This is a genomic window from Winogradskyella sp. (assembly GCF_016744625.1).
In the GTDB taxonomy this organism is placed as follows: domain Bacteria; phylum Bacteroidota; class Bacteroidia; order Flavobacteriales; family Flavobacteriaceae; genus Winogradskyella.
On the sequence record NZ_JADGDZ010000037.1, the window covers coordinates 1 to 13,493 of the forward strand.

Below are 13,493 nucleotides of genomic sequence, written 5' to 3' on the forward strand. Positions count from 1 at the left end.
CATTTGCTATTGTTAAAAGTGGACGACCTTATGATGAAAACTTTGTTTCAAGATTAGCTTAAAATTGCTTGTTTTTTAACTCAGTTCTTTGTTGTACACAGTTATTTACATATTTCATTAAAGTGGTAATCTAAGAATGATTTGTCAGGTGGATTAATTTTCGGTTTTTTAAATTTTAAATTAACCAAAAGTCTTTCTATTTGTTCGTCAGACTTTTTTCCAAAAATTATATTGTATTCTGAGTCTAGTGAGAAATATCCTTTGTCGAACATTTTGTCGTGTAAAACACATAGACAAATCGCATTTTTCGGATTTAGTCTTTCTTCTTTATCTACAGTCCAAGGTTTAATATGACTACATATAAGCAAGTCCATTTTGTTTATTTCACAAATTGCACAAGTAGAATTATAATTGTCTAATACAATTTCTCTAAGTTTATTCTGATAAGCTCGTACTTTGATTTGGCTTGTTGATTCTGTCGGATTATTATTTTTATTTATTTCTTGATTTCGTACAAAATATTCTTCTGCCTCCTCTTTTACAATATTCAGTTCGTCAATAATATCCAACGCTTTTATAAAATCTGCGTCATTATTTTTTCGTAGTTCTGAAATTGAATGTTTGTTTAAAATACCTTTCCTATCTCCACGAATATTAAAATGATGTAATAATTCCATTACTACAAATCCACCACCTCGAGCAGGTGCTGGCAAATCAAGTATTTCTCTTTGGATATTTCGATGACTTTTTCCGTCAATTAAGTAGGCTTTTATTACTTCGGCAACTATGTAATTGTCAAATTTTTCGATGATTGCCATAGTTTGAGTTTAATTGTGTACAACGTCCACTGTGTATGGCGTAGTGAGGCGCGCCTCACGGATAGCCATAATTGCGCCTCATTCGCTATACATTTTGTTGTGTGTAGTTTCGTTCGGAGTTCTCGTAGACTAGACTAAATATACATAAAATAGGCGAGGTGCGATTAACAGTGGACGTTGGTATGTAATTAGTAGAAAGGAAGCGTTTGCAAAACGCGATTCTACGTGCCGCAGGCAATTGCATACCAACACGCGTATATACGCAAGTTTATTAATTATCTAAAAATACAACAAAAGTCAATAAACAGGTATCTATATACGATTACAAACGACTACAATTATTTACAAACGAATTTAAATAGGTAACAACCGAATAAAATTTGTCAGTCGTTTCATCTTTGCAGTGTTGAATCCATGAAGGTTCAATAGTATTAACTGTTTAACACATAAAATTTAGAACACATGAACACATTAAGAAACAAAGTACAGTTGATTGGTAACTTAGGAAACGATCCAGAAATCATCAATTTAGAGTCAGGTAAAACCTTGGCTAAATTTGCAATCGCAACTAACGAAAGTTATAAGAATGCGCAAGGTGAAAAAGTAACAGATACACAATGGCATAATATTGTAGCTTGGGGAAAAACGGCTCAGATTGTAGAGAAGTATATTACCAAAGGAAAAGAAGTAGCAATTGAAGGAAAGCTTACCACACGCTCTTGGGAAGACAAAGATGGTATGAAGCGTTACATTACAGAAGTGGTTTGTAATGAGCTTTTAATGTTAGGGAAATAAGCGAATTATATTATTCCATAATAAGAAGAGCAGCCTTATAAGGTTGCTCTTTTGTCTTTTATATAACAATTAAAAGTTGTTAATTCTTAATAATCTTTTTAGTTATACTTGCTCCATTACGTTGGTTTGTAATCTTTACAAAGTAAAGCGCATCGTCTAAATTATCTAAATTAGAAATGGTCATTGTGCTTTTTGAAACAGCTTTTACTTCACTTAAAACAATACGACCATTGATATCGTAAAGATTAATGTCATAATCGTCATTAAAGCGATTTGAAAGTTTAATTTCTATTAAAGATGTAAAAGGGTTTGGGCTTACTTCAACACTGTCTAAAGTGAAATCTTCTACAGTAAGTGAACCTCCACAAATAGACCAACCCATATCTTCCATAAAACCGAGAGTTACTAATCCAGGATCGTGAATCGCTTCTCCAGGAGCAATAAATGGTGTCATTAAAGAATTTGCATTGCCAGCAGGATATGTAGCTTCGTCCCAATGACTATAACTAGAACCTTGACTATATATTGCAGGTGCATAAGTAGAAGGTTTTATACCACCATTTTGAGCTGTGGTTATAGGACCATTACTAAATAAGTTGTTGCCTGTAATTTCGCCAAGTAAAGCCACTGAAGGATCTGGAAAACTTCTAATACCTGCAAGTGTACCATTCTCAATAAAATTGTCCCAAACATTTACAAAAACGCCACTTCTTAAAATACCCATTGTAGGATTATCAGGATCATCAGTTCTAGCAAATCCTAAAATACCTAATCCATGACCAAGTTCGTGTAAGACTACAGACACAAAATCTACTTGACTACCAGGAGGATTGGCGTCTAAACCAAAGTAAAAGTTTGCAGTACTACTAAATGTAGCACTAATATCTACAGATGTTGGTGATGGACCTTCTGGGAACTCAGCTCCTGTTAGTTTTTCTGCCAAAGCAATCGGATATGCTGTATTAGAAGGAGCGCCTGGTATTAATACAGATTTAAAATCTGTAGGTCCAGCACCACCTAATACACCAGGATCAAGAGGTCCAAATTGTGCAGAAATTCGAATAGGAATAGGAGACTCAATTGAATTAGCCCAAATATCTACTGCAAATTGAAATGCTGTTTGTGCAACTGGTGTAAAACCAGAATAGCTAACAATAAAAGTAGAGCATGCTGTACCTCGACTCTCCATTTTTTGTTTAATATAGTCAGGTACTGGGATTGAAGATATACGTGTTTCAGATTCAGGATAATACTTGCAAATATCCCAATCTACATTAATGCTCGTGTTATCTGTGTCTTCAACTTGTGCAAATAAAGAGAGTGAAAACAAAAGAGATAATCCAAAGAACTGTAAGCTTTTACTTCTAAAATGTATAAGAGCGTAACTTTTTTTCATACAGATAATTTTAGGTTAAAATTAGTAAAGTTAACCTACTTAGTCTAAAATTTATAAAAAACTTACAGTTATACGATTAAATGTATCAGCTAATAGTTTAGGGATTAAAAACAATTGATTTTTTTGATAAATAGCATAAAGCACGACTCCTTTTAGAAGCCATGCTTTTCTTTTTTATATAAAAACCTTTTACTCTACGACTAAAGTATATTGAGGTGTAGGGTTCATTGGGCAGAAATACACATATTCTCCTTTAGCTAATGTTGTTACTTTAGAGGTTTCTTTAGTATTGTTATCTACTACTTTAGTAACATAAGCAGTTTTAATATGGTTTTCTGGTTTAGAAGCGTCTTTTCCTTTAGGAACCAATACAAAACCAACTTGATGACCTACGTTATTGTTTGAGATTTCAAAAATATAATTGCCTTCATTTAAGGTTAGAGTTTTTTGAGTAAACTCACCTTTAGTCTGTTCTAATGAAACAACAGTTGTTTTGCTTTTCATTTTGTCTTGCGCATTACCAGTTAATGTAAAGGTTAATGCAATTACTAATATTGAAATGGTTTTTTTCATATTTTTTTTTAAAATTTGTTAATATTAATTGTTAAACTGTTTCTAATTCTAAAGGTTGTGCTACAGGAAAGTCAATAGGGACTTCCGTTGTATTATTCACATAATTAGAAATGGTTTTGTCTCCGACTAAAGAAATGGTGTCTATTAGATTTCCTTTGGTATAACCAGCATTAAAATAATTTTCTAATATACTTTCATCTGTTTTACCTCTGTTTTCCGTAATATTTTTAGCCAATTTTGCTAAAGCATCTAATTTGTTATTTACTGAAGAGAAACCAGCTCTTAATTCTAAAATTTGTTCGTCTGTAAAACCGTTCATTTTTCCTATTGCTGTATGTGCAGAAAGACAATAAACACAGTCGTTTACTTGGCTAACTGCAAGATTTACAACTTCTTTCTCTTTGGCAGATAATGATGTTTTTGCATTAGCAAACGTTAAATAGTTTTCTAAAGCAGTATCACTATGTGCATAGGTTGCATATAAGTTAGGCACAAAACCTAATCCTTTGTTGAGGTTGTCGAAAATTGCTTGATGATTAGTACTTACTTCTTCTCTTGTTGGTACATTAAATGTGTTCATAATTTTAAATTTTATACTGAATACTATTCAGCGTATTGTTTGTATTTATTTTGAATTTTTTATTGGTACAAAGTTGCGACCGATTAGACCTTTATAGAATGATGGTTATTCCCTAAGGCTTGTCATTTTTCCCCTTTGTTAGTTTTTATCCTATATATGGTTTTTCAGCATCACAGTAGTAATCGTGAATATGCTTATGCTCACAATGTGTTTTTGGTATAATAGTGGTCGCTATTTTTTTAGGACTACTTCTAAATATTTCAATAAGATTGAATATAGATTTGTTTTTAAATTTCATCTTGTTATTGTTTTAATATTACAATGCAAAGATGGAGTAGATGTAGATGTTAAAGAATGAAGAATTTGCCCTAAGGCTTGTCAATTTTTCCTAACCTAAGGTTCTTAGGCCTTTTTTATAGTCAGAAGGAGATTGAGTAGTATATTTTTTAAATAAGCGACTTAAATGAGAGGCATCATCGAAACCAACTTCATAAGCAATTTCCTTTGCGGTTTTATCTGTGTATGTTAACAAACGTTTAGCTTCTAAAATCACTCTTTGATGTATAATTTGAAGCGGACTCCTGTTGAGTTTAGCAAAGTTATTAGATAATGTCTTTGGCGATCTAAAGAGTTTATCTGCATAAAAAGAAACACTATGTTCTTTTTTAAAATGCTGTTCTACTAAAAAATTGAATTCACGTAATAAATCTACTTTAGAACTTTTAGGTGTTTCAATAATGCCTTCTTTAGCTTTTAATAATCGGGTACTCTTTATAATGAATCTTGCCATTAACATTCTAAGCATTTCAGCTTGGATATTGTCTTCGGTTTCTAATTCATCAATAAAGACTTCGTGAAGGGTTTTAAATTTTTGCTGTTCTTTCTTATCTAAATGAATAACAGGAATATTAGTGTTGCCAAAAAATAAGATACCAACACAACTCACTTCCTGGTCATGATCTTTAATACAATAGAATTCTCTGTTAAATTGATAAACGATAGCGTCATTACCACTAGTATATTGTAAATACTGAATTGGAGTTAAGGCTAAAATACTATGTGGTTGTATCGTAAGTGGGACACTATCTATAATAAGTTCTATAGCTTCAGTGTTTGCCCAAACAAAAGTATATAATTCGGTTTGCTTGGCTTTGCTAAATGATTTTAAATCAGTTTCATTACCAATATTGAAAATAGCGTTAGTAGAAAATTCTTTAAAGTTGTGAATCATAACCACTAAGTCTATTTAGTAGATTAAACATTACAAATAAAAATAGAAAAGTAATTAGGCAACCTTTTTAAGAAGATCAAAACAAGGACATTTTTTACAACGTTTGTATTCTGCTTTTCTATATTTCTTACAACACTTAGACTTTACTTTACCTAAAGCGTCAAAGTCAGAAGTTTTAAGAATTTTGATGCGTTCCTTTTTTAACTTCTTATTTTTCTTTTTTTTGCCCATCTGTAGTTTCCTTCTAAAAGAAAATCTTTAAAATTCTAGACAAAAATAGTTATTTTTATTTATTCTAAATAAGCTTAAATCAAAATTTGTATGTTAAATTCCAGTTCCAGACGTTTGAGTAGCAGAATTAGCTGTAAGCTGTTGAATGTCTCTATCAAAGAGATATAAGCCACCTTTATCGTTACCAATCATATTTACTTTATCAAGAATTGTTCTTGCAGAAGCTTCTTCTTCAATTTGTTCGGCAACATACCATTGTAGGAAATTATGAGTTGCATAGTCTCGCTCTTGAAGCGAAATATGAACCAATTCATTAATACTTTCTGAAACAAATATTTCGTGGGCTAATAGCTTTTCAAACATTTCTTTAAAAGAATTAAAAGTAACGTTTGGTGCATTTAATTCAGAAACATGAGCATGTCCACCACGTTCGTTTACAAACTTTACAAGTTTTAGCATGTGCTCGCGCTCTTCATCAGATTGATCGTACATAAAACAAGCAATACCTTCTAGTCCTTTTACTTCTGCCCAAACAGCCATCGCTAGATAGACTTGAGAAGATTCAGCTTCAATTCGTATTTGTTTATTTAATGCAGATTCTATTGTTTTTGATAACATAACTTATGAGTTTATGTAAAGATAAGCAGTTAGAAACATTAAAAAAATAATAGAAATTTTAGTTGTTATTATTTTTTAACGAGCTCAAAATTAAAAGCGACCGAAACTTCATCAGATAGCTTATTCGCAACAATTTTAGGAATATCAATAGCAAAGTCTGAGACTAAAACCTTAAAACTTCCAGATAGAATAATTTTACCATCAACCACTTTAAGTGTTAATGAAATCTCTTTAATCTCTTTTGTAACTCCATGAAATGTCAGCGAACCATCAATGGTCAGTGAGCGATCTATTTCACTTAAAGCATCGAAATTAAAGTTTTCTATTTTACCTTTAAAAGTGGTTTTAGGATGACTATCGGATTCTGCATAGTTTTCATTAAAATGCTCTTCCATCAGCGCATTTTTAAAGCGGAAAGCTTTAACTAATGCTAGTGCTGCAAATTCACCATTTTCAGTATTTAATATAGCAGTTACTGAGTTGTTTTTGGCGGCAACTTCTTCAAAAGAAGGGACAGAAGCTTCAAAAGCAAGTAAACCAGTTTTGGTTAAATATTTGTTTTGACCTATTGCGCTAATACTAATTAGTACTAGGATTAAAAATGTGATTTTTTTCATAATATTTTAATTTTCAGTTAGACCTTCTGTTTCCCATTGAATAACAAGGTCAATTAAATTTTGTGGTAATCTTGGCCCTCCAAAAGGCATTCCGAATCCGACATCAGTTGAAGATATACGGCTAATTAAGCCTCTATTCTCAATGGCATCTTTCACATTGTCATAAGTAATTAAAGGCATCGGAGCACCATTAACAGGAGGATTGTTATGACAAAAAATACAATTGTTATCTATAATAGATTTGATGTTATCTTGGTAATTAACGATATCATCAATAATAATATCTTCAGTTAAATCGTCTTCATTAACATAAGAACAGTTGTAAAATACACTTATAAGAAGGATGTATATTAGGTGTGGACGTTTCATAGATATAATTTTAAAAAACACGACTTAAGTTAAAACCGAAATAAATATTACCATCAGACCAATCTCCAGTTGCTTGACCTAAAAAACCATTGGTATTCATGGCCTGTGCATTTGAGAAATGCATCTGAAATACATGACCACCAGTTTCTAAATCGAAACCAATAGATAAAGGGTTTTTAAAAGGAGAGTTATTGGCTCTATTTAAATGCCAACCATAATCAACATTTATAGACCAACGCTTGCCTAGCTTTTGTCTTCCACCAAAACCAATAGCGTATTGAGAGTTGTGTTGCTCGTCATAAGTCACAAAATTGTCATGAAAAAACGTAGGAGCTAATTCTAATGACAATTTTGAACTTACTTTTTTAGAGATTAACAGTTGTACTGTATATCCTAGACGATCTTTAAATTCTAACTTCGGTAAATTTTCTTTTTCAAATGATGTGTTTACAAGTATCGAATTAAAGCCAACTATAGTAAATGGAAATCCATTTTCTTTTTGTCTAACTAATCTATATTTTATTGAAGCTTCATATATTTTTTGAAATGAACTACGCGATACTCCAATATTAATCGCATTAGTAATGCCATATACAAAGTTGAGCCGAGTCACTGCGTCATCTAAGCCAAAAAAACTATCAAATCCATTTTCGATGCTTCCAAATCTGTGAGAAACAATAAATGTCATTTCTTTTTTTGCAACGAGTTTAGTGGATTCAAAATTTACAATTTTTAGACCTTTAAAAGCGGCTGTCGCAAAGTTATCGACTACAGAATCTGTATCAATCTCACTTAATAAGTCGTCCTGAGCATTTGCAAACAAACAGCTAATTAATGCTAATAATAGAATTTGATTTTTCATTTTTACTTTATAATAGTGCATTGATCTAATTTTACTTGTTCTAATAAATCATCATAACCAATAACTCTACCTTTAATTTTTATTTTAGAACTTTCTTTAATAGTGTTTTGAATAACATTAGAAAATTGGCAAAACACCTTGTCGTTTATTGTAATTTCGTTGGTGTTTATTTCTGAAACCAATCCAGAAACTTCAATAGTTTTATTCAAAAATTTCTGTTCAGCTGTAGTAGCGTTCTCTGAAAACAAGCTTGCTATTTCTGAAGATGAAACAACAAATTCTGCACGCTCATTTTCAATGCTCCTATGGTCTTGATAGATATAGTTATATCCAACAATTGCAACAATAACTATTATTACAGCAAGAATTATTATCTTTTTTTGCATTAGCTTATTATAGTTTGTGTTAGTAAAAATTTATATTTAATTACAATTATTTTCATACTGTAATCTATCATCATTACCAACAATTAGATTTATTTCAGTATCAGTACTACAGTTTTTCACCTCTTGTAGTCTCCAATTATTATTACATAATGGTAGACTTGGGACATCAATTAAAACTTCTAAATTATTTCCTGAGCCATTTGCAGTCCATGTACCCATAACAGTTGTTGTGTTCCAGAAGACAGACATTGTACCATCAGTGAAGAAATTAAAAGCATAACCATCATACGTACTATCATAATCCGTGTTATCACGCTTTAATCGGTTGACTTCCCAATCTGAGCAGCTAGTTAATAAAGTTTCGATTTGAGTAGGAGTGCAATCATCACAATCATCATCACTATAATCGTAATCATCATCTTCATCACAGGTGTTTATTGCGTTTTCTATTGTAGTTTCAAGTACATTAAGATTGTTAATGCTTATTTCAGAATTATCAGAGAGTGTTACTGTAATTGGGAAACTTATTGTTATGATATCATTTAAGTCGATAGCACCAATAAATTCATAAAGTTGATTGTCGCTTTCAAGATTTACAGTGTTCAATAATTCGTTATTAGAATTAAATATTGATGCCTCAATTGGGTATTGGAAGTCGATACATTCAATATCATCATCATCAATATTTTCTCCATTGCAGCCAGAATTATAGGTATTCAACTCTGAAATATTAGTTATAGTAATTTCAGAAAAATCGGCTAATACGATGTTTACAGGAAATGCAATATCCAAGGTGTCAATATCAGAATCAGATTGGTCAAAAACGCATTCAATTACTGCGAGGTCATTAATAGAATTAAGTGTTATTTGTTGACCATTAGCATTTACGGTATAAGGAAATGCAATATCAAAACAATTGGCTCTATCTACTATATTATCATTTGAGCCATCATTAGAGACTGTGCGCTGCATTAATAATGCAATATTAGAATCTGCGACTAGCGTTTCATCTTCTGGCGCTTGGATGAGTTCTGTTTCTTCGGTTCTACACGATGTAAAAACGAGACCAGTTAAAAGAAGTAGTAAAAATATAGCTCTTAATTTCATGATGGCTGTAATTTGTTTATTGCCATTTAATATATAACAACTGACTTTTAAAAACTACTGAACTTTTTAAAAAAATATTTCAATATCTTTAACCAAACGATATAATATTGCCTAAAGATCTAACCGAAAATATTTGCGAAGCAGCGACTTTTGAGCGTGTGTATAATAAGCATGCTGATGATGTCCATAACTTTTTATACTACAAATATGGAGCGCAATATAATCCAAGGGATAAAACGCAAGATGCATTTATTAAGTTATGGAATAATTGCAAGAATGTAACTTTTGCTAAAGCCAAGTCATTCTTATTTACAGTTGCAAACAATATGATGCTTAATGAAATTAAACATCAAAAAGTAGTTTTAAAACATCAAAAAATTAAACCCAAACATTACACAAACGAAACTCCAGAGTTTGTTTTAGAGCAAGACCAGTATTTAGAAAAGTACAATAAAGTGCTCTCTAGTTTAAAAGAAGAACAGCGCGTAGCGTTTTTATTAAACAAAGTTGAAGGAAAAAAACATAGCGAAATTGCTGAGTTTTTAGGAGTAACTCAAAAGGTGGTAGAATATAGAATATATAGTGCTTTTAATATCCTTAAAAAAGAACTCGAAGGTTTTAAGATAAAATAATTGTACTTAAACTGGCAGAATAATTAAATAATCAGGAGAATTAAAACCGAGGTTGTTATATAATTGAGTAGATAGAATATGATCGAAGACGATTTATTAAAAAAATGGTTAAATGATGAGCTTACAGGTGCTGAAAAAACGGCGTTTAGTGAGCGTTCTGACTATACAATAAATCAAAACATTATAGATAAAGCTCAACATTTTAAAGCATCTCAATTTTCTAAAGTTGATAATTTTGAAACATTTAAAAATGCATATCAAAATAAATCTTCTATAAAGCGTTCAACTTGGATAAAGCCATTATTGAGAATTGCGAGTATATTGTTGATTTCTTTTGGTGTTTACTTTACATTTTTTAATAAAAATCTTGTTGAAGAGAGCACCTTAGTAAGTGAAAAAGCAACAATAAGTTTACCAGATTTGTCTGAAGTGACTTTGAACGTTAATTCCGAAATAACTTATGATGCGAATGCTTGGGATTCTAAAAGAAGTTTAAACCTAGAAGGTGAGGCCTATTTTAAAGTTGCTAAAGGAAAAATATTCGATGTTATTACTGAAGGTGGAATAGTAACGGTTGTTGGTACAGAATTTAATGTAAAAGCACGTCAAGATTATTTTGAGGTTATATGTTATGAAGGTATTGTAAGAGTAACCTCAGATACAATTACAAGACAGTTAACCGCAGGTAATACTTATCGTATTTTAAATAAAGCGTTCAGTGAGGATAAAACACAAGACACAGAACCTTACTGGACTAATAATAGAAGCCGTTTTAAGTCTATTCCATTTACAAAAGTTGTTGAAGAATTAGAGCGTCAGTATAATGTAAAAGTTGTTTTTAAAAACACAGATTCAACACGATTATTTTCAGGAGGATTTGTACACAACAATCTCGAAAACGCTCTTATATCTATTACGCAACCGATGAATTTAAATTTTGAAATTAGTTCACCCAACCAAGTACTAATTCATGGCAAAACAAACTAAGCGGTATATTTTAATACTATTTTTAAGTTTTATTTTTTCTCTTGAAACGAGTGCGCAAGAGACCAGCACTAAATTGCCTTTGTCAGAAATCTTAAACTCTTTAGAAAAGCAGTTCAATATTCAATTTAACTATGCTGAAGATGCTATTTTTGAAACCGAAATTGTAGCACCTTCAAAAAGTCTTTCACTTGATGAAACACTAAAATATTTAGAGTCTCAAACAGGATTTAAATTTACACTAACTAATGATAATATGGTTTTGATAATTTCAAATGAAGTTAATTCTAAGCTTCAAGAATTATCAGAAGTTATGGTTGCAGGCTATATTGTAAAAGGAATCAATAAGTTAAACAATGGCTCTTTTGAGATAGATATTTCAGATTTTGATATACTTCCAGGTTTAATAGATACAGACGTATTACAGGCTGTGCAAGCATTTCCAGGAATTCAGAGTATTAACGAAACCGTTTCTAATATTAATATAAGAAGTGGGACACACGACCAAAATCTAATTTTGTGGGATGATATTAAAATGTATCAATCTGGTCATTTTTTTGGTCTTATTTCTATGTTTAATCCTCAGATAACACAACGTGTATCCTTAACAAAAAATGGTTCTAATACAGAGTATACAGATGGAGTTTCTGGTATTATCTCTATGGAAACTGATAGAAAAGTGAGTAAACAATTTAAGGGGAGTTTGGGTCTTAATTTTATTGATGCGAATGGTTTTGCTGATATTCCGATTAGTAAAAAATCATCATTACAAGTTGCTGCTCGAAAGTCTATCAGTGATTTTACAGAAACGCCAACTTACAATAATTTTTTTGAGCGTATTTCTCAAGATACAGAGGTCGAAAATAACGCGATGAGTATTATCAATTCAGACAAAGAATTCGATTTTTATGATGTTTCGTTGCGTTGGATATATAAGATAAATGATGCGGAAGAACTTAGAGTTAACTTTATCAATGTTGCCAACCAATTGGTGTTTAATGAAAACACGATGGTTAATGCTAGTGAAGATTCTAGAGAGAGTAGTCTAACGCAAAACAGTATTGCTGGCGCAATATATTATTCGAAAATTTGGAATAGCAAATGGCAGACAAATTTTGAAGTTTATGAAACAGATTATAAATTAAAATCTGTAAACGCTAATATTTTAGATTCTCAACGATTTCTTCAAGAGAATATAGTATCCGAAACGAGTGTAAAATTAAAAGCAAATTATACAATTAATGAAAGCGTAAAATTACAGAATGGGTATCATTTTGTGGAAACAGAGATTACAAATTTAGATGATGTAGATAATCCCCTTTTTAGATCTTTAGTTTCAGAAGTGGTGAGAACACATGGCGTGTTTTCGCAATTATTTTATAAGTCAAAAGATAGAAAGACACATTTAAACTCTGGGTTGAGATATAATTACATAGGTAAATTCAAAAAGCATATTATTGAACCTCGATTAAGTTTCTCACATAAGTTTCTTAATCATTTTTCTTTTGAAGTTTTGGGAGAATTCAAACATCAAAACGCATCTCAAGTAATTAATTTTCAGAATGATTTTTTAGGCATTGAAAAACGAAGGTGGCAGTTGTCTAATGATAGTGACATTCCTGTGATAAGAAGTAGACAAGGATCTATTGGTTTATCATATAATAAAAGCGGATGGCTAATTAGTGCTGATGGTTATTATAAAAAAGTAAAAGGTATTACAACACAAAGTCAAGGGTTTCAAAACCAATATGAGTTTATTAAAACTGCTGGTTTGTATGAAGTTAGAGGTGTTGATTTTATTTTGAGAAAGCAATTGAATGATTTCAATTCATGGTTAAGTTATTCTTTTATGAATAGTGACTATAGCTTTAAGTCTTTACCAGAGGACAGCTTTCCGAGTAATTTTGATATTAGTCACGCAATAACTTTAGGAACAAATTATACTTCAGATAGATTAAAGGTTTCAGCAGGCTTAAATTGGAATTCTGGAAGATCGAAAACAAGTCCAGTTATTGGAAACGAAATATCTAATAATGAAATTAATTATGATGCAACCAATTCTAATCAATTACAAGACTATTTAAGAATTGACGTGTCAGCTTTATATGATTTTAAATTAAGCTCCTCTACAATGGCTAATATAGGATTATCTGTATGGAATCTTTTAGATAAAAAGAATGTCATTAATAATTTTTATAGGCTTAATGATAGTGTTATAGATAAAGTTAAACAGCATTCGTTAGGTATTACACCTAACGTAGTATTTAGAGTTAATTTTTAAATTATTACACTAA

16 protein-coding genes are annotated in these 13,493 nt (G+C 31.1%); 4 read left to right on the forward strand and 12 right to left on the reverse strand.

What is annotated here, in order from left to right:
- Positions 1 to 101: 101 nt before the first annotated feature.
- On the reverse strand, positions 102 to 818 hold the full coding sequence (locus tag QZZ53_RS09255; protein ID WP_296383868.1) for an HNH endonuclease: 717 nt from the start codon (positions 816 to 818) through the stop codon (positions 102 to 104).
- A gap of 462 nt (positions 819 to 1,280) precedes the next feature.
- On the opposite strand from QZZ53_RS09255, the gene ssb reads away from it, so the two are divergent.
- Positions 1,281 to 1,613, forward strand: coding sequence for a single-stranded DNA-binding protein (gene ssb, locus QZZ53_RS09260; RefSeq protein ID WP_296383870.1), 333 nt, complete (start codon positions 1,281 to 1,283; stop codon positions 1,611 to 1,613).
- Positions 1,614 to 1,692: 79 nt separating this feature from the next.
- Here ssb and QZZ53_RS09265 read toward each other — a convergent pair whose 3' ends face one another.
- The 11 genes from QZZ53_RS09265 to QZZ53_RS09315 all read right to left on the reverse strand — a co-directional run bounded on the left by QZZ53_RS09265 (position 1,693) and on the right by QZZ53_RS09315 (position 9,583).
- Positions 1,693 to 3,009, reverse strand: a complete 1,317-nt coding sequence (locus QZZ53_RS09265) for a T9SS type A sorting domain-containing protein (RefSeq protein ID WP_296383872.1) — start codon at positions 3,007 to 3,009, stop codon at positions 1,693 to 1,695.
- A 189-nt stretch (positions 3,010 to 3,198) separates the two neighbouring features.
- Positions 3,199 to 3,582 (reverse strand): cupredoxin domain-containing protein, encoded by a 384-nt coding sequence (locus QZZ53_RS09270; protein WP_296383873.1) that lies wholly within the window; start codon positions 3,580 to 3,582, stop codon positions 3,199 to 3,201.
- 31 nt (positions 3,583 to 3,613) lie between these two features.
- On the reverse strand, positions 3,614 to 4,162 hold the full coding sequence (locus tag QZZ53_RS09275) for a carboxymuconolactone decarboxylase family protein (protein ID WP_296383875.1): 549 nt from the start codon (positions 4,160 to 4,162) through the stop codon (positions 3,614 to 3,616).
- A 145-nt stretch (positions 4,163 to 4,307) separates the two neighbouring features.
- Complete coding sequence (locus tag QZZ53_RS09280; protein WP_296383877.1) at positions 4,308 to 4,460, reverse strand: hypothetical protein; 153 nt, start codon at positions 4,458 to 4,460, stop codon at positions 4,308 to 4,310.
- Positions 4,461 to 4,550: 90 nt separating this feature from the next.
- Complete coding sequence (locus QZZ53_RS09285) at positions 4,551 to 5,393, reverse strand: AraC family transcriptional regulator (RefSeq protein WP_296383879.1); 843 nt, start codon at positions 5,391 to 5,393, stop codon at positions 4,551 to 4,553.
- Positions 5,394 to 5,717: 324 nt separating this feature from the next.
- On the reverse strand, positions 5,718 to 6,242 hold the full coding sequence (locus QZZ53_RS09290; protein ID WP_296383881.1) for a ferritin: 525 nt from the start codon (positions 6,240 to 6,242) through the stop codon (positions 5,718 to 5,720).
- A gap of 68 nt (positions 6,243 to 6,310) precedes the next feature.
- Positions 6,311 to 6,859: a YceI family protein gene (locus QZZ53_RS09295; protein WP_296383883.1), complete on the reverse strand. Its 549-nt coding sequence runs from the start codon at positions 6,857 to 6,859 to the stop codon at positions 6,311 to 6,313.
- A 6-nt stretch (positions 6,860 to 6,865) separates the two neighbouring features.
- A complete protein-coding gene (locus QZZ53_RS09300; protein ID WP_296383884.1) occupies positions 6,866 to 7,228 on the reverse strand; it encodes a hypothetical protein in 363 nt (120 codons plus the stop codon).
- A gap of 10 nt (positions 7,229 to 7,238) precedes the next feature.
- The gene (locus QZZ53_RS09305; protein ID WP_296383885.1) at positions 7,239 to 8,090 is read right to left on the reverse strand and encodes a DUF5777 family beta-barrel protein; all 852 of its coding nucleotides are present in this window, start codon (positions 8,088 to 8,090) and stop codon (positions 7,239 to 7,241) included.
- 2 nt (positions 8,091 to 8,092) lie between these two features.
- Positions 8,093 to 8,476, reverse strand: a complete 384-nt coding sequence (locus tag QZZ53_RS09310) for a hypothetical protein (protein WP_296383887.1) — start codon at positions 8,474 to 8,476, stop codon at positions 8,093 to 8,095.
- A 36-nt stretch (positions 8,477 to 8,512) separates the two neighbouring features.
- Complete coding sequence (locus QZZ53_RS09315; protein ID WP_296383889.1) at positions 8,513 to 9,583, reverse strand: hypothetical protein; 1,071 nt, start codon at positions 9,581 to 9,583, stop codon at positions 8,513 to 8,515.
- Positions 9,584 to 9,690: 107 nt separating this feature from the next.
- Between QZZ53_RS09315 and QZZ53_RS09320 the strand changes: the two genes are divergently transcribed.
- From QZZ53_RS09320 to QZZ53_RS09330, 3 genes are all read left to right on the forward strand, one after another.
- A complete protein-coding gene (locus QZZ53_RS09320) occupies positions 9,691 to 10,215 on the forward strand; it encodes a sigma-70 family RNA polymerase sigma factor (protein ID WP_296383890.1) in 525 nt (174 codons plus the stop codon).
- Positions 10,216 to 10,293: 78 nt separating this feature from the next.
- Entirely contained in the window at positions 10,294 to 11,202 is a 909-nt protein-coding gene (locus QZZ53_RS09325) for a FecR family protein (protein ID WP_296383892.1), read from the forward strand.
- Positions 11,186 to 13,480: a FecR domain-containing protein gene (locus tag QZZ53_RS09330; RefSeq protein ID WP_296383895.1), complete on the forward strand. Its 2,295-nt coding sequence runs from the start codon at positions 11,186 to 11,188 to the stop codon at positions 13,478 to 13,480. The genes QZZ53_RS09325 and QZZ53_RS09330 overlap by 17 nt, the downstream gene beginning before the upstream one ends.
- Positions 13,481 to 13,493: the final 13 nt, after the last annotated feature.

Coding starts and splice junctions, on each gene's coding strand:
- QZZ53_RS09305 (WP_296383885.1), bottom strand. CDS start 8,090: ATGAAAAATCAAATTCTATTATTAGCATTAATTAGCTGTTTGTTTGCA.
- QZZ53_RS09280 (WP_296383877.1), bottom strand. CDS start 4,460: ATGAAATTTAAAAACAAATCTATATTCAATCTTATTGAAATATTTAGA.
- QZZ53_RS09295 (WP_296383883.1), bottom strand. CDS start 6,859: ATGAAAAAAATCACATTTTTAATCCTAGTACTAATTAGTATTAGCGCA.
- QZZ53_RS09330 (WP_296383895.1), top strand. CDS start 11,186: ATGGCAAAACAAACTAAGCGGTATATTTTAATACTATTTTTAAGTTTT.
- QZZ53_RS09325 (WP_296383892.1), top strand. CDS start 10,294: ATGATCGAAGACGATTTATTAAAAAAATGGTTAAATGATGAGCTTACA.
- QZZ53_RS09285 (WP_296383879.1), bottom strand. CDS start 5,393: ATGATTCACAACTTTAAAGAATTTTCTACTAACGCTATTTTCAATATT.
- QZZ53_RS09275 (WP_296383875.1), bottom strand. CDS start 4,162: ATGAACACATTTAATGTACCAACAAGAGAAGAAGTAAGTACTAATCAT.
- QZZ53_RS09310 (WP_296383887.1), bottom strand. CDS start 8,476: ATGCAAAAAAAGATAATAATTCTTGCTGTAATAATAGTTATTGTTGCA.
- QZZ53_RS09255 (WP_296383868.1), bottom strand. CDS start 818: ATGGCAATCATCGAAAAATTTGACAATTACATAGTTGCCGAAGTAATA.
- QZZ53_RS09265 (WP_296383872.1), bottom strand. CDS start 3,009: ATGAAAAAAAGTTACGCTCTTATACATTTTAGAAGTAAAAGCTTACAG.
- ssb (WP_296383870.1), top strand. CDS start 1,281: ATGAACACATTAAGAAACAAAGTACAGTTGATTGGTAACTTAGGAAAC.
- QZZ53_RS09300 (WP_296383884.1), bottom strand. CDS start 7,228: ATGAAACGTCCACACCTAATATACATCCTTCTTATAAGTGTATTTTAC.
- QZZ53_RS09290 (WP_296383881.1), bottom strand. CDS start 6,242: ATGTTATCAAAAACAATAGAATCTGCATTAAATAAACAAATACGAATT.
- QZZ53_RS09270 (WP_296383873.1), bottom strand. CDS start 3,582: ATGAAAAAAACCATTTCAATATTAGTAATTGCATTAACCTTTACATTA.
- QZZ53_RS09315 (WP_296383889.1), bottom strand. CDS start 9,583: ATGAAATTAAGAGCTATATTTTTACTACTTCTTTTAACTGGTCTCGTT.